This is a genomic window from Brevibacillus sp. NRRL NRS-603 (genome assembly GCF_003013445.1).
Taxonomy (GTDB): Bacteria; Bacillota; Bacilli; order Brevibacillales; family Brevibacillaceae; genus Brevibacillus; species Brevibacillus formosus.
This window is the reverse complement of sequence record NZ_PXZN01000004.1, coordinates 68582-94455: the sequence shown is the minus strand read 5'-3', so window position 1 is coordinate 94455 and position 25874 is coordinate 68582. Positions and strand designations below refer to the sequence as shown.

Here is a 25874-nt window from a genome sequence, read left to right as displayed (position 1 = left end):
ACTTTTCCTCTGCTTTTATCTATAGCGAGGGCAGCCCCTTTCGGTTGAGCCGTTACAATCATGTTATCGGCACACAGTTGATTAGCATTCAAGCCACCTCTGGATACAAACCATTAAAGCTCAATTTCACCTGCTCGATCTTGCTCTAGATGAACAAGTGGCACAGGAGAGTAAATAAACGTATCCCCGTCCTCTTCAAGCTTGTACATGATACAAAACATAGCTGAACCCCGATGATCACCACTTGGCATGGAGAAAATCATGGCTGGACAACGCAGCTCAGCAGAATGAACGCTTGCACACAGATCTTTATAAGCCACAGCAGCAAGGTTGTCGATATCAACGAGATGCTGTTGACAATCCCCGATAACTCGCTTGTAGTACTCTATATTCTGATGATACTTATTCGCAAAGCTCTGCTTATACTCCTCAATGCTAAGAAAGCAACACTCCCAATCCAAAGGTGGGATACTTAACACATAGCGATAGAACTTCAACTTTCGGATTCCTCCTTTTTTGAAATCGAGCTATTATACGCGATCATTAAAGCATATTTACTGGTATGAAATAAGGCTATCACAACAATAGCTCCATGGCTGCGCGTTCTTTATCCGCAATCTCGAGCAACAGCTTAGACGCGTGCACGAGCTCTTGGTGCTCACCTGTTCTTCCTGCATGGTCGATTGAAGCAGACACGCTAACCCACATTGGAGCGATCTCTGTAAACATAGAGTGGGCTTGTTCGATCCTCGGGTCCTCCAGCCGATCAGCACATTCTCTCAAATAATCCCTATACAGATTCCGAAATAAAGCGCCGCCAGTTCCCGCCCGCTCCATTAGCGTCGCGGTAAGACATAAATCATGTTCGAAATTGTTGCTGCGAGAAGGCCACTTCAAGATTTCATTGCTCATTTTAACAACGCCTCTATTGCCAATATTCTGAATAGGCGGGTTCAGATAGTCATGCGCATTCATGGTCAAGGATTCGTGCATAGCAGAAACAAGCGGAAGCAATGCGTCGTTTGGCTCGATCGTAAAGGAACGATTCCGGGAGCTCATGGGTCCCTTTGCATTTCTGGCAGCGGCCAAGCTTGTCAAACTCGTCTTCACTAGTCCACCCTGTTGTCTGGTGTCCGCTAAGTAGGCGTATTCGTCATCTATACCGTAAAGTACCGCATAGTGACCGGCGAAGTGCACTTTGTTCGTAAAATAATCCAAGTAATAGGCATCTAATTTAAGCCCAACCGGAATGCCGTGTTCGATGCTGTTTCGGACGTTCTGCCACGCCTTATTGACGGACGAGGTTTCTTGATATCTGACGTTCAAGCCGAGTCGTTCGGCGAGATAAGCGGTCAGTTTATCCGGTTTTATCCTTCCTCCGATGAAGGGGAAGTCCATTCCCTTCGAATCCCAGTATATGAATCCAAGACCTTGCCCGAGTCCGAACAACATCGGCTCAGACAGGTGGACTCCCGCATATTGCATTAAATTGCCCATGGCGGTTGTTTCGCAATGTTCGCCTTGATAAGGGATAAAACCTTCAATAAATTTGACCATGGCTACTTGCCTCCTCCAATAATTCATGTATGAAACGTCTAACGAACGCTTGCTCGCTCTCGATTAAGCTGAATGGATGCAAAAACAACGCCCTTACGTTCAGCGGCAAGCTAGCTCCGCCTTGTGATTCGTACTTCTGTCTTATTTTTATCGAGGCTTGTTCAAGAAAATCCAGTCGTTTCCGTAAAGCAATGACAGCCTCTTCCTTCCCGATATGGGGCAAAGCGGCCAAACCGAGATCGAAGCGGTTGTCCCGTTCCCGTGTAGACGACAGACTATCAAGAATTTCATTTCTCAGCTTACGTATACCCACTTCGGTGAGGGCAAACCGGGTCGGCGCTGGCCCCTTGCCGGATTTCTCGTCGGATGTCTCGGGTGAGATCCATCCTTTATCGCTAAGTTTCTTCAATCCTGTATATATCGAGGTTGTACCGATATTCGCCCATTCTTTATAACCTCGCTGTTCGACTAACTTCATAATATCGTATCCGGAAGCTTGACGATGTTCCGCGATCATTTGCAGGAGCATGAATTCGACATTCGATAATGTATGCATAGAGAGACTCCTTACCTTCAATATTTCATATGTGAAATATAACGTAGGTGTAATAAAAATTCAATAACCGAATCAGCTAAAAAACTACAGCTTGAGAATGTTCAAATCAGGAACTGACGAACTTCAGAATGTATGGGTCTTGAGGTTGATAATGAAAGCGCAAGATCTTGAAACGTACATTCCCCTATACTAAAAATGGCAATTAGTTGTAACGAAAAATGGGGGAACGAACATGAGTAACAAGGTAGAAGGATTGTTAACTAACACAGATTTTCGCAGGCTCTAGATTGGGCAAACGGCATCACAGTTTGGGACTCAGGTTGCATTATTAGGAATGCCTTTAGTGGCAGCTCTTTATTTAGGGGCCAGTCCCATGCAAATGGGATTGCTTGGATTTGCCGAGTATGCACCATTTATCCTTTTCGGTTTGCTCGCTGGTGTATGGATAGACAGATTTCCCCGGCGACCAATTCTTGTCGCCGCTAACTTTTTCAGGGGTGCATTACTGCTCATTGTGCCGCTGACAGCCTTAACTGGATTTCTGAATATGACAGTTCTGTATTTGATAGCCTTCCTAGTGGGTATCTGTACTGTCTTTTTTGATGTTGCCTATACATCCTTTCTGCCTTCCATTGTGAGCAAGGAGCAGCTTGTTGATGGGAACAGCAAACTAGAGACAAGTAAATCTACCGCACAAATTGCCGGGCCGGGTTTATCAGGTGGACTGGAACAGTTAATCACCGCTCCCTTTGCAATATTGTTCACGGCGGCATCCTTTTTTGTATCCGCAGTGTACATAGCCCGGATTCGGAAGTTGGAGACAGTCGTGACAGATGCGAAAAAGCAAAAAAACATGTGGCTGGAAATAAAAGAAGGGCTGCATACAGTTTACACAAAACCGTTGCTGTGGGGAGTGGTGCGCTGCTCAACAGTCTTTAACCTTTCCTGGAATGTTATTTTTAGTGTTTATGTTCTATATGCATCGCAAGAACTCAAAATCAGCGCAAGCATTCTTGGCATCATTTATGGAACGCTAGGAGTAGGGTACCTATTTGGCTCTCTGCTTGCCCAAAGGGCTGTACGTCGTTTTGGGGTAGGTCCAACAATTGTGGGGTCCGCTACGGTCGCAGCAAGTGGCGGTTTGCTTGCTCCATTAGCAGTAGGATCAGAATTAAGTATGGCGTTGATTATGATGACGGGACAGCTTCTTTTTGGAATGGGTGTCTCCATGTTTAGCATTAGTACCATCAGTTTACGTCAAGTAATTGTACCCGATGCCCTGCAAGGTCGCGTGAATGCTACGTTTCGATTTATCTCGTGGGGGTCTTTACCGCTTGGTTCGTTAATTGGAGGGATGATAGGGGGCACAATGGGTTTACGGTTCGCTTTATTTGCGGGTGGCATTGGATTGTTAGCTTCGGCTTTTACATTATTGTTCACCCCATTTTTACAACTACGTATGAAATCATTTCATGAAGTAACTTTGGAAAAAGATGTGTCTATAAAGAGCTAAGGAGTGCCTTAAGAAGTATGAAACTAATGGTATCAATCGTTGTCAGCAATAAGAAAAACCAGGAAGACCATCTTCCTGGCTAGTACCGAATGCATGCCAAAGGATGGCTGCATCCGAAAAATGCTGCAGGAGAATCACATCACCCCAACAGTTACGTTTGAAGTGCGTGAGGTGTATACGATTTTGACCATGGTGCAGGAGTATATCGGCGTCACCATCATGCCTGAGCTGTACATGCCACCTGTCATCCCCAAGGTCGTAGCGATCCCTCTTTCTCCTCCGATTACAAGGGAAGTGGTGCTCGCAGTGCGCAACTGGCAGTCGATCTCCCCACTCACGGCAGAGTTCGCCGTTCACAGCCAGCAATATGTAAAAGGCATGGATTTCACGCCAACGAGCAAGTAGCCACATACGCACAAAGCCCTCGCCTATTAGGGTTGGCGGGGCTTTTGGTGTGTGAGAAGCTCTGTTAGCCATTTTTCAAATTTGTTGGCGCTCATGATTTCATGGGTAATAAATTCACCTTGATAAAACAAGCCAAAGGTCGTCCATATGACAGGCGCGTTCTGTGCCGCTTCCCTCGTTGTTAGCCTGTAAGCATGAAAGGGGACACCTTTCGCTTCCGCTACTTTTCTTAACTCTTCCAAAATACCAACAGCAAATGGACACTGCGCGGTGTAATAAATGGTGACGCCCTTCTCCTTTGAAGAAGTCGTTTCTGTTTTCTTAAAGGACGGCATAGCAGCTTGTTCATTCCATTTCCATGCCACTAATTGAAAATATGGTTCTGCTTGGTCTGTCAGCTCAAATCCCATATGTTCAAAAAAGCGTCTCTCACTCAAATACGGGTACTTGTTCTTCCCTACGATATGAACGATTCCGTCCATACCACGTTTGTTGGCATCTTCCTTGCAATGATGCAACAATTGCTTCGCATGCCCGTTCTCTTTATATCTGCCAGAGACCCACAAACAGTTAATATACATATAATTGGGCGCTTCAATTGGAACCCATGCCATTTCCGCAGGCAAGTACTCAATAAACACTTTTGCTCGCTCATCCAAGCGATAAAAAACCAAACCTTCATCCATTCGCTCTGTCAGCCACTTCTTCTTCTCAGCTACTGAATGTTCGTATTGTTTTGCACCTAATGCACAGCATATGTGCTCCGTTTCTATAATTCTTTTTCGTGATCTCTATATACTCCATTGTTTACCGCCTCCACCTTTCCTCTTCTTTTATCTATGATCGCGGACGATTTGACCAAGCCTCTCAATGCCAGATTCAAAATCGGCGATCGAAGCGTACCCATACGAGAGCCGCACATACCCTTCTTGCGTCTCCCCGTAAATGTTGCCCGGATTCAGCAGAATGCCCTGGCGTTTGGCTGCTGTAAAGAGCTCCATCGTCGAGAGCTTTCCATTCATTTTCAGCCAGATGAAATATCCTCCGTCAGGTACTTCCCACGTCGCGAGCTCACTCATGTGCTTCGTAAGTGCCCGGATGGCAGCCGCTCGTCTTGTAATGAGCTGCTCTCTGACCTTGTGCATATGCCTCTCATACAAGCCACTCGCCAGCCACTCCTCCGCCACACGTTGCGATAGAGAGCTGACACCGTAATCCGTCTGCATCTTGATATCGGCCAGGCGTTCGATAACTGGCTCAGGCCCCACTACCCATCCAATCCGCAAGCCGGGGGTCAGTGTCTTGGACAGGCTCCCGATGTACAGGACATGTCCGTGTTTATCTCTTGCTTTGAGCGGCAGCGGCGGAGGCTCTTTCGTCCACAGCTCGCGGTAAATGTCATCCTCGATAATCGGCAGACGCTCTTCTTCACATACCCGCAGCAGCTCCAGCCGGCGTTTTTCTGTCATCAGGATGCCTGTTGGATTATGAAAGCAAGGATTGGTGTATAGAATCGCACCATGCTCCTGTTTTCGCCTCGCATAGATCGCCTGTGCAATCATCCCCTGACGATCCATCGGCAACCCCGCAAGCTCCATCCCCGCCGACTGGAACACATGCAAGGAATTGAGATACGAAGGCTGTTCCAAAAACACAGTTGAACCTCGATGCAATAACCCGACCGAAATGAGCTGGAGCGCCTGCAAGGCACCAGACACGATTAAGACAGAAGACGGCGAAGCTGTAATTCCTTGTCGTCCGACATAATCACTGACCGCTTGGCGCAGGGGAAGGTACCCTCTCGGCTCTTCATATCCAAATCCGCTAAGGTTCCTCGTTACCCGCTCCATGACTTGCTTCATCGTATCGACTGGAAACATGTCAGGGGAGAGCTCTCCTTTGCTCAGCTGAATCAGGTCTGCCTGGAATTCACGCTTATTGATTTCTTGAACCGCCGTCATGCTTGGCTTGTGCAATCCAGATCGGACATACTCACTCCAATCCGGAGGTGGTGTCGTAGCCAACAGCGTCCAGGTATTATTGACAACGACAGTGCCCATCCCCAGCTTTCCCTCGATCAACCCGTCTGCTGTTAGCTCCTCCAATGCCGCAATGACCGTGCTCCGATTGACTTCGAACGATTGTGCCAAGTCGCGTTGGCTGGGGATTTTGCTGCCAATCGGCCATTCTCCTGTCGAAATTTTTCCTTTGATAAAATCAATAATTTTCCGATATTTCGGCAAGCGCTTCTCTCTGTGCAACCTGATCGATCCCCTTCGTCTTCCTCATCTTTATAGGTAAAAGTGGTTGGTTTTTTTGATAGCCAAGTGGTTGCAGATATTTTACCACTTCTTGATTACCATGAAAAAGAAAGAAGAAGCAGTGAATAGCTGGTTGGTTTTTCATACAAAGGAGGGAAGTTATCTTGTTTCATCATGTCAGAAGTCGTATTTTCGCTGCACATGCCATCAGCATCTTGTTATGGGCCTCGGCCTTTGCCGGTATTCGCGTTGGGCTGCAAGCCTACTCGCCGGAGTATCTCTCGCTGCTTCGCTTTCTTATCGGCTCTCTTTTTCTTGGGATACTCGCACTCTTTTTCCGTATCCGTCTGCCGGAGTTAAAGGATGTCCCAGCTATCCTTATGCTTGGGGGCTTGGGTTTCGCCGTTTACCATACAGCGCTCAACTACGGGGAGATGAGCGTAAGTGCAGGTGTAGCCAGCCTTTTGGTCACGACGACGCCGATCTTTTCGGCTCTCCTCGCTCTCCTATTCTTCCGGGAGCATTTCGGTGTGAGAGGCTGGTTCGGTGCACTGATCAGTTTTCTAGGAGTCGCCATCTGTACGATTGGCACAGGAGAGACCCTCCAAATAACAGACGGAATATTCTTGATTTTATTGGCAGCCAGTAGCGAAAGCATTTACTTTGCGTTTCAGAAGCCATTCGTAGAAAAATACGGCGTTCTTGCGTTTACCGCCTACACCTTATGGGCAGGTACCTTCTGCATGCTCTTCTTTCTGCCCGGACTTGGCACAGCGATAGCTCAAGCGCCTTGGGATGTGACACTCAGTGTTGTGTATTTGGGCATTTTCCCTAGTGTTGTTGCTTATTTGTCCCTCGCCTATGTGACTTCTGTCGTTGGAACATCGGAGGCTACTACCTCCCTTTACATGACGCCAGTGCTCGCTTTTCTGATTGCTTGGGTGTGGCTGGGTGAAGGTCCTACGCTTGTGACGATGGCTGGTGGCGTTGTGACGCTTGTCGGTGTCCTGCTCGCAACGATGAAGCCTCGGTTATCCAGAAGCACATTCAAACACCAACCCTTTTAGAAACGCCAGTATTTCCATGCTTGTCGCTATAGGCGTATCGATCGGAATCAATATGCTTGGAGCTTGGAATGACTACCGTTTTGCTTTGCGGATGTCTCGTAACCATTTGGATCAGAGAGAGCTTCACATCGAGCTTTGACTCAGTCTCCTCCGGAGAAACAGAACCGGGCATCTCATTTGTGCGCAGGCATCCTCAAAGTGCAAATCACAGACTGTCTCTATGCTCAGCGAGGCAGGCGCTCCCTTGCAAGCGCCCCTTGCCCTCACGACAGAGGAAGCGGTTGCTCTGATTTTGTCCTATGAAGCTCTCCCCTCCTTCACGGACAAGCCATTTGCAAAAGAAACCCTGTCTGTGATAGCCAAGCTGCTTGCGAGTATTCCAACAGAGTCCTGAGCTGAGCATAGCATCAAATGGTGTCAATTGATGTCAGCAATAAGAAAAACCAGGAAGACCCTCTTCCTGGCTAGTACGGAATGCCGAGCTCTGCCGCCAGCACGAGAAACATCGCATGCGACCAAAGGAGCGGCACAGCGGGCTGACCTGCCCTCTCCACCCACGACTCATAATGAGACGGTGAAAGCAAATGCTCCTGTACTTGTTCAGGCAGTCCGCTCGCTTGCCGCTGGGAAACAATCCACGCTGCTATCTTTTCGGCTTCCTCACGCCTGCCCGTTTTCACGTAATACCAGCCCAACCATGCGGATAACAGCAGCCACTGTCCCCCGCCGTAATACGTATCGGCCGGGTAGCGATGTACTCCGTATCCTGCGAGCAGCTCTTCTTCTATGACCTGCACAGTTCGGATCATAAGCGTATCATCCACGTCGACGACCCCATACGGGAGTGCCAGCCAGAGTAGACTTGCATCTACAGAATGATCCCCAACGGATTTTATCAATCGTCCGTTGGCTGTGCCATGCTCGCGTATGAATTGGCGAATGGTCTCTCCTTCTTGAGCGAGTTCAGAAGCTCGGTCGGGCAAATAAGGCTCCATCGCCTTAATCCCGGCATAAATGGCCCCTAGCGTCACTGGGTGGATTCGGTCTCCCCCCTCTTCCCAGCAATCAAAGTTAGGGAGCTGCCAGCACGCCACTACATAGTCAATCGTCAGTTCAATAGATGGCTTCAGCTCATGAATCAAGTCATACTCCCCACTCATCCGCACATGCTCAGCCAGCCCCCACAGCCATGTCCCGTAGCCATCGAGTTGATAGCTGCCCCATTCGCCTGCCACTTCTTCTCCGTCCACTGTATAGCGCGTATGCAAAAAGCGGTCGTTTCCCGCCTTATCGTTGTCTAATCCTGTTTTTACTGCCGTAATGGCTGCTCTAGCCTTTGCCTCATGCTTACGGATCACATCATCGCACCATTGGTAAAACTTGCGGGCACTCTCATGGTTGCCGGTACGGTTCATCGCGTAGGCCGTAAATGTGCCATCGCGGAGCCACGCATACTGATAGTGGACAAATGCCCGTGAAGCGAGATACGCCCCGGTGCTCGCTTGATGTTGTAGGATCAGCTCTACACTTTCCTCAATCAGGGTCATGGGTTATCCCCCCTTATTCGGACAAGCCGACTTCGCAACAAATACAGTCGCTGCTCGTCTTCCGGCTATGCTTTTATAGCATATGCAACCGACATCCAAACGAAAACCCAATCTGCACAGCAAAAGAAAACCCACTGGATGCGCAGGTCCAGCGGGTTCTGGTGACACTTAATTTTGTGAAGGCACATCGGTATCGGTCTGTTCGGATTTCAGGTAATGCTGAAGCTCCTCATAAAATGTCGGGTTGCAAGCCATTACGCTGCTTTTTTGGTCGTATGGCAGCGGTGTCCCCATCATGGTCGTCACCCGGCCGCCCGCTTCTTCTACAATAATGCGAGCTGCCCCAAAATCCCACGCATTGAGCTGCATACTGACGTAGCCATCCAGTCTTCCAGCAGCCACATATGCCATCTCCAAAGCGGCGCTTCCTAAGAGACGCATTCCGCGAACCTTCCCGGCAAGCTTTTTCACGATCAAGTCGACGCCGATCTGCTCAGCACGCTTGTTCCAAAATACGCTCGTGCATAACAAAGCCTGTTCCAGGCTCACTGCTCGATTCACCTGCAAGGGACGATCATTAAGAAAAGCCCCTTCCCCTTTTACCGCATAAAACAACTCGTCTCTGGAAGGATCGTAAACCGCTCCGACCATTCCCTCTCCCTTATGGTAGACGGCAATGGAAACGGAAAAATTGATTTGCTGATGAACAAAATTGGTCGTGCCATCAATCGGGTCGATGACCCAAAGCGTGTCATACTGCTTGTAATCCTCCGCATGTGCACTCTCTTCTCCAAGAATGCCGTGATCAGGGAAGCGTTCAAGAATCATCTGAATGACGTGATTCTCCACTTCTTTATCTACGGCTGTAACAAGATCGGAGGCTGATGTTTTATACTCGACGGTAAAAGGCTCCTTCATTCGCTTCAGACTCAGCTCACCCGCTGAACGGGCGCATTGCAAAGCGAGCTCCTTGAGAGCCGCCAGTGTTGATGCTTGCACACGTATCGCCACCTAAAACTTGACTTATTTTTTCGCAAAGCACGCCCTTTTCTACTAGAAAGAGAGGCTTCGACGCTTTATTTGACTATGATGAGACAGCTCGTGTTTAAAAACGGCCATGCTATATGATTTAGTGTACCATACTTTACCTGCTGTTACACCACACGTTAGCCATGGGGAGTGTGCCTGAAATGTCGTTGCTGCACCCAGCTCGAAAAAGGGTGTCTCCCTCGTCATTTTCTGACCGGGAGACACCCTTTTATACATGACCACTTTAGCAGCAGCGCGTTACGCCGCCTTTTTCAAATCGTTCGGTCAATGCGTACATGTAGTACTCACGCTCTGTCATCGGAAAGATACCCGGTGCCCCATGCGTCTCGTACCAATGGGCGAGATAGCGATCATAGTCGGGCATTCCGAAAATCGTTTTAATAGCAGAGCTCACTTTGCGCATTGCCTTTCGCATGGTTCTTAGCTTGCGCCTCATGCTACGTGATGTCCTTTCCCATCAAATACATTTCCTTTGGACTTGATGTACGGCGACTCCTGCAGCGGATAGTGCTTGCCGCGGAGAATATTGATCCATACCCGCGCACCGTCGAGAATGATCCCAATCGTAATGACCATGAAGATTGCACATACCACAGCATCGATCTGGTCGTTGAAGATCATTTTTTGTGCAGCTTCCACTGTTTTTACTCCGTTTGGCAGTGTACCGGCATCCAGTGCCTTTTGGAATGCTTCTGCATGCGAGAGGAACCCGATTTTCGGATCAGGATGGAACAGCTTTTGCCACCCCGCTGTCAGCGTAGCTGTCGTCAGCCAAGCCATTGGTACAAGCGTAATCCATGAGTAGGCCGCTTTGCCCATTTTGAAAATAATCGTCGTTCCCACCGTAAATGCAATCGCGGCGAGCATCTGGTTGGCGATACCAAAGAGCGGCCACAGGGTGTAAATGCCTCCCAACGGGTCCATGACACCTTGGAGCAGGAAGTATCCCCATCCGATGGTAATGATCCCTGAACCAATCAGATTACCTGGCAGCCAGTTGACTTCCTTCATTTTCGGAATAACGTTGCCGAGCATGTCTTGTACCATAAATCGTCCGACACGTGTTCCCGCATCGATCGTCGTCAAAATAAAGACGGCCTCAAACAAGATCGCAAAGTGATACCAGAACGCCATTAATGCCTTGCCACCCAATACACCCGAGAAAATTGTCGCCATCCCGATTGCTAGTGACGGCGCTCCGCCCGTCCGGGAAAGGATCGTCTTTTCTTGAATGTCGTTGGCGAGCGTTGTTAAGTGGTCAGGGGTTACGGTATAGCCCCAGCCCGTTATCGTCGTCGCAACCTGGACCACATCTACGCCAATTGCTGCGGCAGGTGAGTTGATCGCAAAATAGACACCAGGAGTCAGCACGCATGCTGCAATCATGGCCATAACCGCGACGCCAGACTCCATCAGCATTCCGCCATAACCGATCAATGGCGCATGCGATTCCTTCGCGATCATCTTCGGCGTCGTTCCGGATGATACAAGAGAATGGAATCCCGATACAGCTCCGCACGCGATGGTAATAAACAAGAAGGGGAACAGATTTCCTGCAAAAACAGGGCCAGTTCCATCGATGAACTTCGTCAGTGCTGGCATTTGCAGCGGCGGCAGTGTCAGCACGATTCCCACCGCCAATACCGCAATCGTCCCTACTTTCAAAAACGAGCTGAGGTAATCACGCGGTGCCAACAGCAGCCATACAGGCAGAACCGAGGCAATAAAGCCGTACACAATAATCATCCAGGCAAGCTGTACCTTAGAGAACGTAAAGGCTGGTCCCCATGTTGGCGATGCAGCAACGATTTGACCGAGCCAGAGGGAGAAGAACAAAAAGGCAAGCCCGATAATCGAGCCTTCCAATACCTGCCCGGGTCGTATATAGCGCATATACAATCCCATCAATATCGCGATAGGCAGCGTCATGAATATCGTGAAGGTAGCCCACGGTGATTCAGCAAGAGCGTTAACTACAACCATGGCCAAAACAGCAATCAGGATAATCATAATGGCAATAATCCCAATCAAAGCGAGTGCTCCGCCAACAGGACCGATCTCTTCCTTGGCAATCTGACCGAGAGACTTTCCATTGCGACGCATCGATCCGAACAGAATGATAAAGTCCTGTACCGCCCCACCGATCACGACCCCGACGATAATCCAGATCGTTCCCGGCAAATATCCCATTTGCGCAGCCAGCGTAGGACCTACGAGCGGGCCTGCTCCTGCAATCGCAGCGAAATGGTGCCCAAACAACACCCATTTGTTCGTTGGCACGAAGTCTTTGCCGTCGTTGTTCACTTCTGCCGGAGTAGCGCGATTGTCATCGAGCGCCATTAGTTTTTTGGCTATGAATTTGCTGTAAAAACGATAAGCTACAGCATAAGTGCAAAATGCGGCTGTCAGTAGCCAGAACGAGTTGACTGATTCCCCTTGCCACAGCGCTATCATCCCGAATCCGACAGCACCCAATGCGGCTATCCCGCCCCAAATCAAGAGGGACAGAAACCACTTCTTCATCCGAGTCGCCTCCTTCTATTTATCAAATATTCAGGCAATGAACCTTAGAAAAACGTATCACATCGGACAACTTGCCAACATAAAAAATGGTTGAACCGTACAAAAACATGCACAAGCTGCACCATCCTCGTTTGAGTGTAAGCGCGTTCAATTTTGGGACGTAGGAAGTCTCCGCCCTGAGTCTGATCCAATCTCCGCCACAATATGTTAAAGTTATACATAAATTGGTATGGAAATCAAAAAGGAGAATACGCACATGCGACGTATCGCGGGTTACATCATTATCGGAATCGGAGCGATTTTTGTTCTGGCTACCTACCTGAACGTACCGCTCGCAATGGACTTGCTATGGCCAGTCTTCCTTCTCATCCCGGGAATCGGGTTTCATATTTTCTTTTTTATGAACCCAAAGCCGAATCGCGCTGGATTGCTCGTACCGGGCGGGATCTTGCTCGTTTATGCCCCACTCTTCTTTTTCAGCCAGCTATTTTTTCAGGGGGATATGAGCACGACGTGGCCCTTCTTCCTGATTGGTCCTGCCGTGGGGCTTACCGAGCTGTACATATTCGGCAATCGCAAACCTGCTCTCTTGATCCCCATTGGCATCCTCACCGTTCTTGCTATCGTATTTTTGATCGCGAATCTGGCGTCTACCCAAGTAGGCGGCATCCTCGGCTTGATCCTGATCGTATTGGGCGGGATCATGGTGACACGTAAGAAAAACGATGAATATCCCATGTAAGCTGTCAGAAAAAAGCAGACCAATCCTTCCCCCAAACGGGACACAGGATTGGTCTGTTTGCTTTAAAATCCCAATCGTTTCTTCAATTCCTTCACGACATTGCGGCTAACAGGCACTTCTGTTTTGCGGTGATCTTGCATGACTAGATGAATTGAGCCTTTGAACCAAGGGACAAGCTCAGCCGTTTTAGATAAATTGACGATAAAAGCGCGATGCGTCCGAAAGAACTGCTGGCGTGAGAGCCTGCTCTCCAGCTCCTGCAACGTAAACGTGGTCGCATATTGCTCACCTGCTGTGTAGATGCTCGCATACCTTCCTTCCAAGGTGGCATAGACGATTTCGTTTGGATCAATCAGCATGATCTTGCCGTTTTTTTCTACCGGGACACGACGCGGCTGAGTATCGACCAGCACATTTTGCAGAAGGGATTGTAGCCTTTCCTCCAGTAGCGGTGACGCTTCCAATGCAGGCTCACTTTTCCGCCTCATTTTTCGTACCCGATTCATCGTCTTTTCCAGACGCACTTCGCTGAACGGCTTGACGATATAATCAACGGCTTCGGCCTCAAATGCTCGAACCGCATGAAATTCATACGCACTTGCAAAGATGATGACAGGTGGATTGACCATGGATTCCAGAAGCTCCTGCCCCACATCTACGCCATCCCTGTCCTGCAAATGGATGTCCAAAAAGACCGCATCCGGCTCTGTCTGAAGCACCGCTTCCAACGCCTCTTCCCCACTGCCTGCCTCTCCGACTACGGACACTTCCGAAAACTGCTCCAGCAAGTACCGCAGTTCTTCTCTGGCAGGCGTCTCATCATCGACGATGAACACTTTGAGCACTGACGTTCACCCCTATCGGTAATTGTATGGTGCATGTTGTCCCGCTCCCGCTTTTGCTTTCGATCACGATTCCATACGGTTCTCCGTAGATTGACTGGAGACGGCTTTTTACATTGGCAAGACCGATTCCAGATAATTGCCGCCCTGCACTCTTCTCATCTAGGGCTGGCTCGAATGGGTCCACATTCATTCCCACTCCATTATCTGCCACTGTCAATTCGACGATTTGCTTTTCTTTGCGGCGCGCACGAATCACTACGGTTCCCCCTTCGCGCTTAGGCAGCAGCCCGTGCTTGACCGCATTCTCTACCAGCGGCTGCAAAATCAGACCTGGTACGGTAAACCGCTCTACACCATCCTCGATGTCGTACTCTACATGGAGCTTGTCCCCGAACCTCGCACGTTCGATGGCCAAATACGCTTCGATATGCTCCAGCTCACGCGCCAGACTGACATATCCGCCAGAGTCATGCAAATTACGACGGAAGTACTCCCCCAAATGAATCAGCAGCTCACGGGCCTGTTCGGGACGGAAGCGAATAAACGAAACGATCGTATTGAGCGCATTAAACAAGAAATGCGGATTGATCTGGGCATGCAAGGCTTTGATTTCTGCATCTGCCAGCAGGCGGGACTGCTTCTCGAGCTCAGCCAGTTCGAGCTGACTCGATATCAGGTTCCCCAATCCGCGTACGAGTTCCAAGTCTACAGCCGACAGTTTGCGAGAGCGATCCTGATACAGCTTGAGCACGCCCGCCACTTCACGTCTTCGCATCAGGGGGACAAGGATCGCATAGCGCAAGGAACAATTCGTCTCTCTGCATCCAATCTCTTCCTTGGTCTGGGCAATCTTTACCTCTTTGGTCGATAAAACTTCACGGGTCGCCTTGGTCGTTATGCCTTCTCCTACTACATGATGGGACGAGCCCGCGCCAACATGCGCAAGTACAGAGCGCGTATCGGTAATCGCTACCGCTGCTACACGCGTCGTCCGCAATATTTCCTCCGCTACCTTTTGGGCAGAATCATAGGTCAGCCCTTGACGCAAGTAAGATAGTGTTTTATCCGCTACTTGCAGCGTTCGCTGAGCTTGGAGCGCCCCAATCCGATCCTCTTCCTTTTTGGCTAAATCAATAATAATGATCAAAATAGCAATTCCAACCGAGTTGACGACTGACATCGGTACACTAATGGCCTGAACCAATGCCAAAGCGTCAGCGTAAGGACGTGCGATGAGCAGAACAATTCCCATTTGCAGCCACTCCGCCAAGAAACCAACGAAGAGTGCTGTCGTCCACCCGATTTTTTTGCTGCGGTTACGGAGGAACTGATAGATTAATCCCGCAAACAAGCCCTCGCCTATGGTCGAGATGGCACATGCCAAGTCTGTAAAGCCCCCCAATGAATAGCGATGGATTCCCGCAATCAGTCCTGTCATCAACCCTACCCATGGACCAGCAAGCAAGCCTGCCACGACAGTCCCGATCACGCGTGAATTCGCAATCGCATCCTGATACCAGATGCCATTGTATGTACCCAGTATGGAAATAGCAGAAAAAATGACGACCATCAGTGCTTTTTCCCGCCACGTTGCTTGCTGGTTCAATATGCTGCGGAATGCACGTACACGCGTAAACAGCAAGGCCACCACAATCAAAACAGCCGTCCGCTCCGTCAGCGGAACCATTAATGCCAGATTCATTGTTTTATCCCTCTCAATCGCTGCCCGATGGTTCAATCTCGTTTCTATAACTAATCAAAATATTCACTCTTCACATCGTATTTCCCTTTTGCTTCTCTTCCTTTCGTAGTAAAAAAGGTTGCCGAAGTGATTTCGACAACCCATGGATACCCGTATCATTTTAATATTCAAACTCCAAGATTTTACACTTTTTCTTTGGCTCAAATCCTAGCTTTGTCCCCAGACGTACTGACTCGTCATTCGTTTCCAGCGTGGTCCAGTGCGGTGTCAGTCCATGTTCCATGCAATGCTCCAGGTACGCTGCGCAAGCAAGTGTAGCAAAGCCTTTGTTCATGTCGGCTTCCTCATACGTTTCCACGCTAATTTCATGGTCACGCTCATGGACACAGCAAGACAGGCAAGCACTCACAATCGTATTTCCTTTACATACACAGAACCCTACGCCCCACTGCAAAAAATCATCCACCGAATGATAGAATTCCTCCACAATCTCGATCAAGATGTTGTCAGGATCGTTTTCAATGACACCTGCATCGATTCTTTTCAACGTGTATCCTTCAGGCAGAGGGCGATAGCTGATCTTTCGCGCCTGGAATTGCTCGGGATTGAACTGGTAGTAATACTCCCAATCCGTTTCAATCTCTCGATGCGGGATAGCTTTGGTTACTGCTTTTTCCCACGCTTCATCTGGGACAACTGCCAGAAAATGAGTGCCCCCGCATGATTCGGTCGTATATGTGCGCAATTCCCCCTCGATAAAGGCACCCAGATTCGCTGTGAACGCTTCATTGGCAGCATCCCCCACGAAAATACTGATCACGCCGGTTTGATCGACCAATGCTGTCCGGGGCTGCTCCACATCATCTACGTAAATCGCTCCTCGATTTGTCCCATTGATAATCGAATGGATGGTCAAATTGTTCACGTTATCAGGTGACAGCAACCTCCTGATTTTTGCATAATCTTTTGGTTCCAATCGATGAATCATCGCAATTTCGGCCCTTTCTCTCTCTTTTGGACATCTGTGTACTTATGCGGCTGATAGCGGAACCAAGTCATCCAGACTCAGCTTCCGCATGAAAGTCGGGTCATCGTCCACATTCCTTTCCTGGGAGGATTCCAGCTCTTCTGCAAGCAGCACACGAGCCCGGTGCAGCCGGGATTTCACTGTGCCTTCCGGGACACCTACTCGCATGGCAACTTCTTTAATCGGCAAATCCTCGTAATAGTGAAGCCACACGACGATGCGCAGCTCATGCTCCAGCTTCCATACTGCCTCTGTTAGTTCAATGGCTTCGTAGGGAGCCTGTACCGCTTTCTCCTCGATTTGCAGCGGAGACAGCTCTACGGTTGGACTTCGTTTCTTTTTTCGCTGCCACTGTTTGCATTCGTTTATGAGAATTTGGATCATCCATGTTTTGAAATAAGCAGGCTCTCGCAGCGTTCGAATGGCTCTGAATGCTTTCATTACCGTATCCTGCACCACATCGGCACAATCCTCGTCCCGCCCGACATAGGTTCGTGCCAAGCCATACAAGGTACGCTCGTACAATTGAATGACTCTGGCAAAAGCTTCTGCGCTGCCGTCCTGGGCTAGCTGAATGTCCTGCTGAACTTCCCTCTTGATGCTCACATTGCATAAACCTCCTTTTATATCCTTTTTTGGTTCCTATTAGTATAGATGATAGAGGCGGTGAAATGGTTCATGAGATTTTATTTTTTCTGCTTCGCGAACAAAAAAAGACCATCCCTTCAGCGTTTTCAGCCTGAGATGGTCTTGTCGTACTCGTTACCTCAATGAATTACAGGTTACCTCTGCGCTCCTGCTCGCGCTCCAATGCCTCGAACAGTGCCTTGAAGTTGCCATTCCCGAAGCCGCGCGCTCCTTTACGCTGGATAATTTCGATGAACAGCGTCGGACGGTCCACAATCGGCTTGCTGAACAACTGCAAGAGATAGCCTTCGTCGTCTCTGTCGACCAAGACCCCCAGCTTTCTCAGCGCCTCAATGTCTTCATCAATTTCCCCTACACGCTCTTTCAAATCTTCGTAGTACGCATCTGGCACCATGAGGAAATCTACACCGTTATTACGCAGCTTCGATACAGTGTCTATGATATCGTTGGTCAGGATGGCAATATGCTGTACGCCTGGCCCTTTGTAGAACTCCAAAAACTCCTGAATCTGCGACTTGCGGCGTCCTTCTGCCGGCTCATTAATCGGGAACTTAATGCGTCCGGTTCCACTTTGCATCACTTTGGACATGAGCGCAGAATACTCCGTCGAGATGTCGTCCTCACTGAAATTTTGTACAGCTGTAAAGCCCATGACCTTTTGGTAATATTCTACCCACTCATCCATGACCTCGACGTTACCGACGATGTGGTCGATGCCGATGATACCTGTACCCTCTCCTTTGACTGGAGATTGGTAAGCTTTATAGCCCGGGAAGAATGGTCCGTTGTAATTTTTACGTTCAATAAAGGAATGAATGTTTTCGCCGTACGTACCGATAATCGCTTTTTTGACCGTCCCGAATTCATCGGTATACTCAGTTGGTTCCATGATCGGAATGGCTCCGCGAGAAACGGCCTCCCGGTAAGCCTGTTCACAATCCTCTACGCGCAGGGCAACGTCTTTGACGCCATCCCCATGCTTTTTCACAAAATCCGCGATCGGGCTGTCAGGCGTAAGCGCCCCGCTGATCACGAACGTCATATGCTTCTGCTTCAAAACGTAGGAAACCTTTTCCCGAGAGCCTGTCTCCAAGCCCGCATAGGCTACTGCTTCAAATCCAAACGCTTTTGTGAAATAGTGCATGGCTTGCTTGGCGTTCCCTGTATAAAACTCCAGGTAGTCCCAGTCCTGAATCGGGAAAAAATCGGTATTGCTCATTACCTACCCCTCCGCTTTCTTGTTCAATTATTGACATTATTTTGTGAATTGGGATTATTTTGTCGTTATCTTGAGAGTACATTGGAAGCGCTTCCCCTTGCAAGAACACGGAACAACGCGAAAACGCTCAAACGCTTTTATTTATTAAAGTACGCATGCGAGTAACCACTGGATACCAAAAAGCCACCGATCAAGTTGACCGATGGCTTACCTGCGTTTTCCCACTACCTATGTTTGAAAACAAATTGTTTCAGTTCCGCTAGAGGGGCAGCTCCTACGACTTTGTCAATCAATTCCCCGTTTTTGAGCAGAATGGTCGTTGGCAAACTCATAATGCCATATTGATTAGCAATCTCGGTTTGTTCATCGACATTGACCTTTAGGACTCGCACTTCGCTGCTATGCTCCCCGTCAAACGATTCGAGTATCGGCCCAAAAAAGCGGCATGGACCGCACCAAGGTGCCCAAAAATTGACGAGAGTATAGCCCTCGCTTTTTACATCATGTTGAAACGTAGTATCTGTCGTGTGGCAAATGCTCATTTTAATTTCCTCCCTTTTTATGTTGAACAGTTAATCAAAATGACCATTGGAGACCTCTAATATCCTTAATAGAGACAAAAAATAACTCCCTGTACTTTGATCATTTCAAATAACTCATTCGTAGACTTATCGTATCTATAATATCCCTTAAAGAATTTTTGTGTCAAGTTGCACCATCCAAAAATGGGCATCAAAAGTGCAGGATGACAGCGCGAATCACTCTTCCCCTTGCTCATGCTCCCCATTCACTTTATGATGGATGTATTAAGTCCATGATTGAGGTGTCTTATGAAGTATTCACAGGCAACAGACTATGCCCTCCATGCGATGCTCTATCTGGTAGCAGAAGCCCCTGATAAACCCGTTAGTGTTCAGCTTTTGGCAGAAAAGCTGGGCGTTTCACAAACGTACCTATCCAAAATGCTGACCAAACTGGTCAAAGCTGGGTTGATCCACTCGGTCTCTGGAGCAAATGGCGGATACAAGCTCAAACGCAATCAGGATGATATATCGTTTCTGGATGTTATCCAAGCCATTGAAGGGACAACCTCCTTGTTTGAATGCAGCTTCCATCATGATAGTGCCTGTCTGATTCAACAGGTTGTGGCTGACGCCGAGCAGCAAATGATGCATACGCTAAAGAGTAAAAAAATTGCTGATTTGGTCCCGCATGTCCCTAAACCATGATCCTTTGAAGTAAAACAACTTCCATGAAAAGCTCCGGCCGCCTTGACCGGAGTTTTTCTTCATAACGGTATCGTTCAATCGAAGAGAAAGGCGTGAGCAATAATGAGCCAATGGACGGAACAAGCAGCCAAGCAATGGGATCAATTTGCAGAAGACTGGCGAAAAAGAAGTGAGCACATGTGGGAAAAAGGGAGCCGCAGCACCATCCTTCCCTTTTTTATGAAGCATGTACCTGTCGGCTCTGGACCTGTCCTCGATGCAGGCTGTGGGGACGGCTATGCCAGCTGCAAGCTTGCAGAGCACGGCTATCAAGTGGAGGGCATCGACATTGCCGGGGAAATGATTCGTCTTGCTCATGACCGGGTCATTTCCTTGCCAGGCTCTGTTCATTTTCAGACAGGAGACATCAGCGAGCTTCCTTTTGCCAATGATTCATTCTCTGGTGTGCTCTCGATTAACGTAGTAGAGTTCACACCATCTCCGCTCAAGGCACTCTTGGAGCTTCACCGCGTGCTCGCACCCGGAGGAATTCTCGTCTTGGGTATCCTCGGTCCTACAGCTGGTCCACGAGCACATAGCTATCGCAGACTATATGAAGAGACGACGATCCAAAATACGATGATGCCCTGGGAAGCCAAGCAGTTGGCGAGCGAAAATGGCTTCACACTGCTGGGCGAAGAGCCGGTATACAAAGAGGGCATTACGCCAGATATCGCGGGCCGATTAAGCGTAGAGCTGCGGGAGGCTGTCAGCTTTTTGACCTTGTTTGCTTTGCGGAAATAGACCAGAATGCTCTCAACTTTAGTTAAGTATGCCGGTCACACCTATGAGAGGGAAAACCGGCAATTTTTTATGATCAATCACATCGAACATTGTCCCGCTAGTCTAGGCTTTGCTATTCCATAACTGGGCAGTTTACTAACCAATATTTCGTTGTTAAAATGAGTCGTGCTAATAAAATTTATTTGTTTTTTATTCTTTTTTATCTATTCTACTACAACTTTGTGCGACACATCTCGGAAGGTGAGAATAATAGTCAACGAATGCAATTTTACAATTGTTGCCCCTATCATTTGCTTTCATTGTGGAAATGGGAACTTTCACAAATCTGATAATAAACTCCAAATATACAAAGATTTTATCAATAATGAAGTCGTTGAGATACCAGTAAAACGTCAACGGTATCGATGCAGTGCCTGTGGTACGAAAGAATGGGACGTTGTATTGGGAGCATCAACACATTTGAAAAAAACGAGAAGACTCCTTTCATTTGAAAAGCGCAACCTGATTAAGAAGCCGCTTCCCTGAAGCTTACAGGGAAACGGCTGGGTTCTTCAATTAGCGCTTATATTCAACAACATCTTCCACTGTGCCTGTTCCTTTCTCCAAATTGACGTTGGTAAAGTGCACCTTATATTTCGCAGACGGATTTCCATTTGGATACCAGTAAACGTCAATATATTGCAAAACATCGTCATCTGTTACACCCGTCGCGGAAATTTCGTATGCACTTTCAGATGGGGTAAAATTTTTCGCTTTCATAGCCTCTTTTGCTTTTGCAATAAAAGGGGAAGCTTGTTCTTGTGGAAGATCTCTCATAACGACGCCAAGCTCATTGATCACTTTTGCATTTTTTACTGTCGCTGTGCCTTTCTCGACATCGACATCAACAAAATGGACAACATACCCTTTCGATTGTTCTTCCGCACTCCATAGAACCTGTAAGGTCTTGTCTTTCTTGCTTCCGAAATGCGTCACCTTATATCCATTTTTCGGAAGTTCAATCTTCTCTGCTTGCAAAGCCTCTTTTGCTTTGGCAAGAAACGGAGCCGCCTGTTTATCTGTCAGTTTCAAGAGGTCCTTTTCTTGTTCCATGTCCTCCTGTTTATCCTTTTCATCCTCCTCTTCCAAAGCAATGAGTTCATCATAATTGTCTACATAGACATCATCGATAATCCCCGTTCCTTTCTCCAGATCGACATCTGCAAATTGCACAGAGTAATATTTTCCTTCCTTTTGCCCCGCATCAGGACGCCAGGTAATTTGAACGCTTTCCAGCACATCGTCATAAGTACGGCTGCTGCTTAACATCTTGTACCCGCTCGCTGGCAGAGTTATATTTTTTGCTTTCAAAGCCTCTTTTGCTTGTTCAATAAACGGAGCAGCTTGTTTTTCTGTCAGCTCCTCTTCGAAGGAACCTGGACGATTAATAACCTTTACCGTTTTAACCGTCCCTGTTCCTTTCACTGCATCAATGTCCTCAAATTCGGCGACATACGCCTTGTCCTTTACGTTGGTTTCAGATCGCCATACGACAGTCAAGGTATTGCTCTTTTGGCTACCATAATTCCGAGCCTTGTAACCACTTTCTGGGAGAGAAATGTTTTTCGCTTGGAATGCTTCTTTTGCTTTTGCAAGAAACGGAGCCGCCTGTTGATCTGTCAATTTCAAGAGATCAAATTCCTCCTCTGTTGCCTCGGCTGCAACGTTATTCTTCGTATCGTTGGGTGCGGCGCTGGCAGCTACAGGGGAGAACATGGCTGTCACTGTCAATGCGCTCATAACAGAGAGATTTAACCATGCAGCCGTTTTTTTCGTTTTGGACTTTTTCATCGTACTACCTCCAAGGTTTTTACTTTGGATCGAGTGTTTCTACTCGTCATCCATAGAATAGCTGCTGATTGTCATGGTTTAATCGGGAGGTTGTCAAGGTTTTGTCAAAACAAAAGAGCCGCTTTACGCGACTCTCCATGTTCTTCGTCCACATGCTAGGAGGAGCTTGTTACGAAGGATCTTTTCTCCTAACTTCAAGGTACATTAATTCACCTATTCCTTTGTCCAAATCAACGTCATCAAACGAAGCAATATAAACCCTATCCTTTGTAGAAGCATGATCAGTCCCTTCAGCAACGCCGTCGGGATACCAGCGTATATCCACCTCTGGTGGGCGTTTCGGTTGATCATCGTAGTACGAAATCGTGCTGCTAATCCAATAGCCACTTTCAGGAAGTTTTACCTGCTTCGCTTGAAAAGCGTCTTTTGCCATCTGGATATAAGGGGCTACCTGTGATGGTGTCAGTTTTACACGCCTGATAATCGGCTCTGGTGCTTTTTCTTGCACGATTCTCGTTTCTTCTTCGTCTGTTTCTACGTTCTCAACTGTACCTGTTCCTTTTTTTAAATCAACATCTGAAAATTGCACGTAATAAAGCTTGTCATGAACAGCTTGATAAACATTATTGCTTCTCGTATATATTGGGTACCAGTAAAGATCGACAAGCGCTATCGTCTCTTTCTCCGTGATGGGTTTTATGAGCAAGCATCCCGCCAGATCGTAGCCGCTTTGCGGAATTTTGATATTTTTGTCTTTCCAAACTTTTTTTGCTTGGTCAATATATGGGGCGAACATCGTATTTGGTTTGAACGATGCGATGTCCCTGCGTATACAAATCTCGATCTTTTTAATTGTGCCCGTCCCTTTTTCAAAATCCACATCGGTCAAATTGACAAAATAGCTTTCCTGAAGTCCTTTGAAAGGTCGTTCGGCTCCTGCCTTTACTTTTGGATGCCACCATATCTCAGCGGTCGTTGTTTCCTCGCTTATGTCACCGAAAATATCAAGCTCGTAATTACTATCAGGAAGGTCGATATGATTGGCGATAAATGCATCAGTTGCCAACTTGACGAAGGGCTCTCGCTGTTCTTTACTAAAGTCATTAAGACTTAAACTCACTGAACTTTCTTTGGTGGGTCTCGGATTATCGTTTTTCTTCTTTTCCTGCTGCTCTTCATCCTCTTTCGGTTGTAAAGCGCTTGACGCTGTTGTTTCCGTTTGGATAACATCCTTGTTTTTATTGATTTCAGCCAAGCCAAATGTCGTCGGGGAGTAGCTCAAAGCGAGGGCTAACACGCCCAACACTCCAATACTTAGCCATAATCCCAGTTTCATTTTTGTATGGGGCAGTTTTTTCACAATTCTATCTCCTTACACTCTCTGCTTCTTATTCTACGTTTTCGCCATACCAATTGGATTCACCATAATTCCAAATAACCCCAAGTTCAACCATTTTCCCTACGCCTTTGTCCACATCAGCGTTGTAAAACAAGGCGTAGTAAACTTTTTCCTTGATCTTAGTCTCTTGGCCAAAAACAACGCCATTGGGATACCAGGATATTTCAACATCATTTCTACCTTTTGTCACAGTGCTGCTGATCCAATAACCAGTTTCAGGGGGGGCCATGCCTTGCGCTACGAACGCTTCTCTTGCTATCCGAATAAAGGGAGCCGCCTGTTCCTTTGTCAACGGATCAAAGAAGTTTTTATTCTTCTCATCATTTTGCTTCAGAGTGGTTTCTTCGTTTTCCACGTTTGCTGGTGGAGAAGCTTCCGTCATGATGACATCCTTTTTGCTATCCAGAACAGCCGGGCCGAAAGCAGCCGGAGAAAAGAAGGCAGCCGCACCTAGTATACCGATAACAACAAGACTAAGCATGAAGCCATGGGACTTTATCTTTATTTTCTTGAAATTTCGCAATAGATGCCTCCACCGTTACGTCGAAGTTTGTACTGGAACCTTTGTGTAAACCGATGTTCCCCCGTTTAATCGGCTTTTCATATAAATACTTCCATGGTGTGCCGTGGTAATCGCCTTGCACAGAGACAGCCCTAAACCGTGTCCGTTCTTTTTTCGATCCCTCGAGCTATCCAGCATAAAAAATGGTTGAAACACATTCGCCAAATGCTCTTCCGGCACCCCATAGCCATGGTCCTCCACGCAAAAAACAACAAAAGAGTCTTCTGCATAAACAGCAAGTCGTATGACTGTATCGTTTTCAGACGCTTTGGAGGCATTTTCCACCAAATTGCTTAACAACACCAAAAAAAGCTCCGGATCGACAGTAACGGTAGAGACAGAATACGCTATTTCCAGCATTTGCCCCCTACTGTCTAACGTAAACTGGGAAATGATTTTCAACTGCTGCATGAGGGAAGAAACATCGACTTGCTGCTTGTTCGGTGGCTCCCCATTTCCAAGGCGGAAAAGCTCCAACAGCTTTTTGGACATACCGTCAAGCCGCTTGCTCTCCGAGTGAATGAAACGCAGGGCCTGCTCGACGTCTTTTTCTTCCAGGTGATAATTCTGAAGCAAGCTGGCATAGCCCATGATGGATGTAAGCGGTGTTTTGAATTCATGGGCGAGACTTGCGATAAACGCCTCTCTTTCCGTTACGCCCCTCTGCAGAAGCTCCATGTTGGATTGGATCGCCTCCGCCATATAATTGAAGTCAACCGCGAGCTGGCCAATCTCATCGGCATGCTGAACCGTTATGCGATGCTGATAGCTTCCTTTTGCAATCCCTTGAGCCTGTTTGCTTAACAGGCCGAGTGGACGCAAGGCTTGTCTGATCAAGACATACAAGCCTACCGCAAAGACCATCAAACCAACCAATACCCAAAAAGAGATCTGTAAGGAGAGTGACTTCTGGTCGTCAATCAGACTCGTTATGTCATGGGCGTAATCCAATCGAAGCAGTTGATCATCCATTTTCATCCAGCTCGAAACAAACAGTACGGTGCGCGCATCTATGTTTCGAATCACATAGCTTCTTCTCCCATCTTTGGGCGGGACAAGACTCATTACCTTTTCTTCTTCATTCGATATACTGCTAAAATGCTTCTCGCCAGATTCACCCGTTATGGCAAGATGGCTTCTCTGATCAGTAAAATACTGCCCATAATTTTGAAAAGATTTCGTCAAAATGTCTTTCAGCAACGTCGGATAGTAATCATCAATCGTACTTTCATACATTTTCAGCGAGTTCCCGATCATGCTATGGTTCTCAAGGGAACTGCTGATTTCCTTTTGAAGATTGTACTCAATGGAAACCTCGATGATCCGGTAGGAAACAAAGACGATGACCACTGTCACCAATCCAAACACCATGAGATAGATTCGCATCCACAGAGGAGTTTTCTTCATCC

The 25874-nt window shown here is 47.7% G+C and carries 25 protein-coding genes and 1 pseudogene; 7 read left to right on the top strand and 19 right to left on the bottom strand.

Annotated features, from left to right (window positions below; translation table 11 throughout):
* Positions 1-113 precede the first annotated feature (113 nt).
* The 3 genes from C7R94_RS01305 to C7R94_RS01295 all read right to left on the bottom strand — a co-directional run bounded on the left by C7R94_RS01305 (position 114) and on the right by C7R94_RS01295 (position 2113).
* The gene (locus C7R94_RS01305; RefSeq protein WP_106778137.1) at positions 114-497 is read right to left on the bottom strand and encodes a hypothetical protein; all 384 of its coding nucleotides are present in this window, start codon (positions 495-497) and stop codon (positions 114-116) included.
* Positions 498-576: 79 nt separating this feature from the next.
* The gene (locus C7R94_RS01300) at positions 577-1557 is read right to left on the bottom strand and encodes a BtrH N-terminal domain-containing protein (protein ID WP_233220443.1); all 981 of its coding nucleotides are present in this window, start codon (positions 1555-1557) and stop codon (positions 577-579) included.
* On the bottom strand, positions 1541-2113 hold the full coding sequence (locus C7R94_RS01295; protein WP_048034144.1) for a PadR family transcriptional regulator: 573 nt from the start codon (positions 2111-2113) through the stop codon (positions 1541-1543). Before C7R94_RS01295 ends, C7R94_RS01300 begins: the two co-directional genes overlap by 17 nt.
* 286 nt (positions 2114-2399) lie before the next feature.
* Between C7R94_RS01295 and C7R94_RS01290 the strand changes: the two genes are divergently transcribed.
* Positions 2400-3626: an MFS transporter gene (locus C7R94_RS01290; protein ID WP_255576532.1), complete on the top strand. Its 1227-nt coding sequence runs from the start codon at positions 2400-2402 to the stop codon at positions 3624-3626.
* Positions 3627-3746: 120 nt separating this feature from the next.
* Entirely contained in the window at positions 3747-4031 is a 285-nt protein-coding gene (locus C7R94_RS01285) for a LysR family transcriptional regulator substrate-binding protein (RefSeq protein WP_233220441.1), read from the top strand.
* Between the two features lie 26 nt (positions 4032-4057).
* On the opposite strand, the pseudogene C7R94_RS01280 reads toward C7R94_RS01285, so the two are convergent.
* A pseudogene (locus C7R94_RS01280) lies at positions 4058-4835 on the bottom strand (GNAT family N-acetyltransferase).
* 29 nt (positions 4836-4864) lie between these two features.
* Positions 4865-6292 (bottom strand): aminotransferase-like domain-containing protein, encoded by a 1428-nt coding sequence (locus C7R94_RS01275; protein WP_106778135.1) that lies wholly within the window; start codon positions 6290-6292, stop codon positions 4865-4867.
* Positions 6293-6456: 164 nt separating this feature from the next.
* On the opposite strand from C7R94_RS01275, the gene C7R94_RS01270 reads away from it, so the two are divergent.
* Together C7R94_RS01270 and C7R94_RS29950 are read left to right on the top strand one after the other, a co-directional pair.
* On the top strand, positions 6457-7359 hold the full coding sequence (locus tag C7R94_RS01270; RefSeq protein WP_106778134.1) for a DMT family transporter: 903 nt from the start codon (positions 6457-6459) through the stop codon (positions 7357-7359).
* Positions 7360-7603: 244 nt separating this feature from the next.
* The gene (locus tag C7R94_RS29950) at positions 7604-7753 is read left to right on the top strand and encodes a hypothetical protein (protein ID WP_158264644.1); all 150 of its coding nucleotides are present in this window, start codon (positions 7604-7606) and stop codon (positions 7751-7753) included.
* Between the two features lie 70 nt (positions 7754-7823).
* Here C7R94_RS29950 and C7R94_RS01260 read toward each other — a convergent pair whose 3' ends face one another.
* From C7R94_RS01260 to C7R94_RS01245, 4 genes are all read right to left on the bottom strand, one after another.
* Positions 7824-8906 (bottom strand): glycoside hydrolase family 15 protein, encoded by a 1083-nt coding sequence (locus C7R94_RS01260; protein ID WP_106778132.1) that lies wholly within the window; start codon positions 8904-8906, stop codon positions 7824-7826.
* Positions 8907-9074: 168 nt separating this feature from the next.
* The gene (locus C7R94_RS01255; RefSeq protein ID WP_106778131.1) at positions 9075-9905 is read right to left on the bottom strand and encodes an inositol monophosphatase family protein; all 831 of its coding nucleotides are present in this window, start codon (positions 9903-9905) and stop codon (positions 9075-9077) included.
* Positions 9906-10179: 274 nt separating this feature from the next.
* Positions 10180-10392, bottom strand: a complete 213-nt coding sequence (locus C7R94_RS01250) for a CstA-like transporter-associated (seleno)protein (protein ID WP_047071681.1) — start codon at positions 10390-10392, stop codon at positions 10180-10182.
* Complete coding sequence (locus C7R94_RS01245; RefSeq protein WP_106778130.1) at positions 10389-12479, bottom strand: carbon starvation CstA family protein; 2091 nt, start codon at positions 12477-12479, stop codon at positions 10389-10391. Before C7R94_RS01245 ends, C7R94_RS01250 begins: the two co-directional genes overlap by 4 nt.
* Before the next feature lie 256 nt (positions 12480-12735).
* Here C7R94_RS01245 and C7R94_RS01240 point away from each other — a divergent pair, with 256 nt between their 5' ends.
* Positions 12736-13221: a hypothetical protein gene (locus C7R94_RS01240; RefSeq protein ID WP_106778129.1), complete on the top strand. Its 486-nt coding sequence runs from the start codon at positions 12736-12738 to the stop codon at positions 13219-13221.
* Positions 13222-13283: 62 nt separating this feature from the next.
* On the opposite strand, the gene C7R94_RS01235 is transcribed toward C7R94_RS01240, so the two are convergent.
* From C7R94_RS01235 to trxA, 6 genes are all read right to left on the bottom strand, one after another.
* Positions 13284-14066, bottom strand: coding sequence for a LytR/AlgR family response regulator transcription factor (locus C7R94_RS01235; RefSeq protein WP_047071676.1), 783 nt, complete (start codon positions 14064-14066; stop codon positions 13284-13286).
* On the bottom strand, positions 14041-15768 hold the full coding sequence (locus C7R94_RS01230) for a sensor histidine kinase (protein WP_106778128.1): 1728 nt from the start codon (positions 15766-15768) through the stop codon (positions 14041-14043). The genes C7R94_RS01235 and C7R94_RS01230 overlap by 26 nt, the downstream gene beginning before the upstream one ends.
* A 160-nt stretch (positions 15769-15928) precedes the next feature.
* Entirely contained in the window at positions 15929-16756 is an 828-nt protein-coding gene (locus C7R94_RS01225) for a GNAT family N-acetyltransferase (RefSeq protein WP_106778127.1), read from the bottom strand.
* A 42-nt stretch (positions 16757-16798) separates the two neighbouring features.
* Positions 16799-17401, bottom strand: a complete 603-nt coding sequence (locus tag C7R94_RS01220) for an RNA polymerase sigma factor (RefSeq protein WP_106778126.1) — start codon at positions 17399-17401, stop codon at positions 16799-16801.
* A 169-nt stretch (positions 17402-17570) separates the two neighbouring features.
* On the bottom strand, positions 17571-18662 hold the full coding sequence (gene hppD, locus C7R94_RS01215; RefSeq protein WP_106778125.1) for a 4-hydroxyphenylpyruvate dioxygenase: 1092 nt from the start codon (positions 18660-18662) through the stop codon (positions 17571-17573).
* A gap of 224 nt (positions 18663-18886) precedes the next feature.
* Positions 18887-19204, bottom strand: a complete 318-nt coding sequence (trxA, locus tag C7R94_RS01210; RefSeq protein WP_017250634.1) for a thioredoxin — start codon at positions 19202-19204, stop codon at positions 18887-18889.
* Between the two features lie 288 nt (positions 19205-19492).
* Here trxA and C7R94_RS01205 point away from each other — a divergent pair, with 288 nt between their 5' ends.
* On the top strand, positions 19493-19891 hold the full coding sequence (locus C7R94_RS01205) for an RrF2 family transcriptional regulator (protein ID WP_106778124.1): 399 nt from the start codon (positions 19493-19495) through the stop codon (positions 19889-19891).
* A gap of 102 nt (positions 19892-19993) precedes the next feature.
* A complete protein-coding gene (locus C7R94_RS01200) occupies positions 19994-20674 on the top strand; it encodes a class I SAM-dependent methyltransferase (RefSeq protein WP_197240674.1) in 681 nt (226 codons plus the stop codon).
* A gap of 555 nt (positions 20675-21229) precedes the next feature.
* Here C7R94_RS01200 and C7R94_RS01195 read toward each other — a convergent pair.
* From C7R94_RS01195 to C7R94_RS01180, 4 genes are all read right to left on the bottom strand, one after another.
* Positions 21230-22504, bottom strand: a complete 1275-nt coding sequence (locus C7R94_RS01195) for a hypothetical protein (protein WP_106778122.1) — start codon at positions 22502-22504, stop codon at positions 21230-21232.
* 169 nt (positions 22505-22673) lie between these two features.
* A complete protein-coding gene (locus C7R94_RS01190; protein ID WP_106778121.1) occupies positions 22674-23864 on the bottom strand; it encodes a hypothetical protein in 1191 nt (396 codons plus the stop codon).
* 28 nt (positions 23865-23892) lie between these two features.
* Complete coding sequence (locus C7R94_RS01185) at positions 23893-24426, bottom strand: hypothetical protein (RefSeq protein ID WP_106778120.1); 534 nt, start codon at positions 24424-24426, stop codon at positions 23893-23895.
* 15 nt (positions 24427-24441) lie between these two features.
* Positions 24442-25872: a sensor histidine kinase gene (locus C7R94_RS01180; protein WP_233220440.1), complete on the bottom strand. Its 1431-nt coding sequence runs from the start codon at positions 25870-25872 to the stop codon at positions 24442-24444.
* Between the last annotated feature and the right edge of the window lie 2 nt (positions 25873-25874).

Excerpts from the sequence above, each read along its gene's own strand:
- C7R94_RS01300 (WP_233220443.1), bottom strand. The coding sequence starts at position 1,557 with ATGGTCAAATTTATTGAAGGTTTTATCCCTTATCAAGGCGAACATTGC.
- C7R94_RS01295 (WP_048034144.1), bottom strand. The coding sequence starts at position 2,113 with ATGCATACATTATCGAATGTCGAATTCATGCTCCTGCAAATGATCGCG.
- C7R94_RS01285 (WP_233220441.1), top strand. The coding sequence starts at position 3,747 with ATGCTGCAGGAGAATCACATCACCCCAACAGTTACGTTTGAAGTGCGT.
- C7R94_RS01260 (WP_106778132.1), bottom strand. The coding sequence starts at position 8,906 with ATGACCCTGATTGAGGAAAGTGTAGAGCTGATCCTACAACATCAAGCG.
- C7R94_RS01250 (WP_047071681.1), bottom strand. The coding sequence starts at position 10,392 with ATGAGGCGCAAGCTAAGAACCATGCGAAAGGCAATGCGCAAAGTGAGC.
- C7R94_RS01245 (WP_106778130.1), bottom strand. The coding sequence starts at position 12,479 with ATGAAGAAGTGGTTTCTGTCCCTCTTGATTTGGGGCGGGATAGCCGCA.
- C7R94_RS01240 (WP_106778129.1), top strand. The coding sequence starts at position 12,736 with ATGCGACGTATCGCGGGTTACATCATTATCGGAATCGGAGCGATTTTT.
- C7R94_RS01230 (WP_106778128.1), bottom strand. The coding sequence starts at position 15,768 with ATGAATCTGGCATTAATGGTTCCGCTGACGGAGCGGACGGCTGTTTTG.
- C7R94_RS01225 (WP_106778127.1), bottom strand. The coding sequence starts at position 16,756 with ATGATTCATCGATTGGAACCAAAAGATTATGCAAAAATCAGGAGGTTG.
- hppD (WP_106778125.1), bottom strand. The coding sequence starts at position 18,662 with ATGAGCAATACCGATTTTTTCCCGATTCAGGACTGGGACTACCTGGAG.
- trxA (WP_017250634.1), bottom strand. The coding sequence starts at position 19,204 with ATGAGCATTTGCCACACGACAGATACTACGTTTCAACATGATGTAAAA.
- C7R94_RS01205 (WP_106778124.1), top strand. The coding sequence starts at position 19,493 with ATGAAGTATTCACAGGCAACAGACTATGCCCTCCATGCGATGCTCTAT.
- C7R94_RS01200 (WP_197240674.1), top strand. The coding sequence starts at position 19,994 with ATGAGCCAATGGACGGAACAAGCAGCCAAGCAATGGGATCAATTTGCA.
- C7R94_RS01195 (WP_106778122.1), bottom strand. The coding sequence starts at position 22,504 with ATGAAAAAGTCCAAAACGAAAAAAACGGCTGCATGGTTAAATCTCTCT.
- C7R94_RS01180 (WP_233220440.1), bottom strand. The coding sequence starts at position 25,872 with ATGAAGAAAACTCCTCTGTGGATGCGAATCTATCTCATGGTGTTTGGA.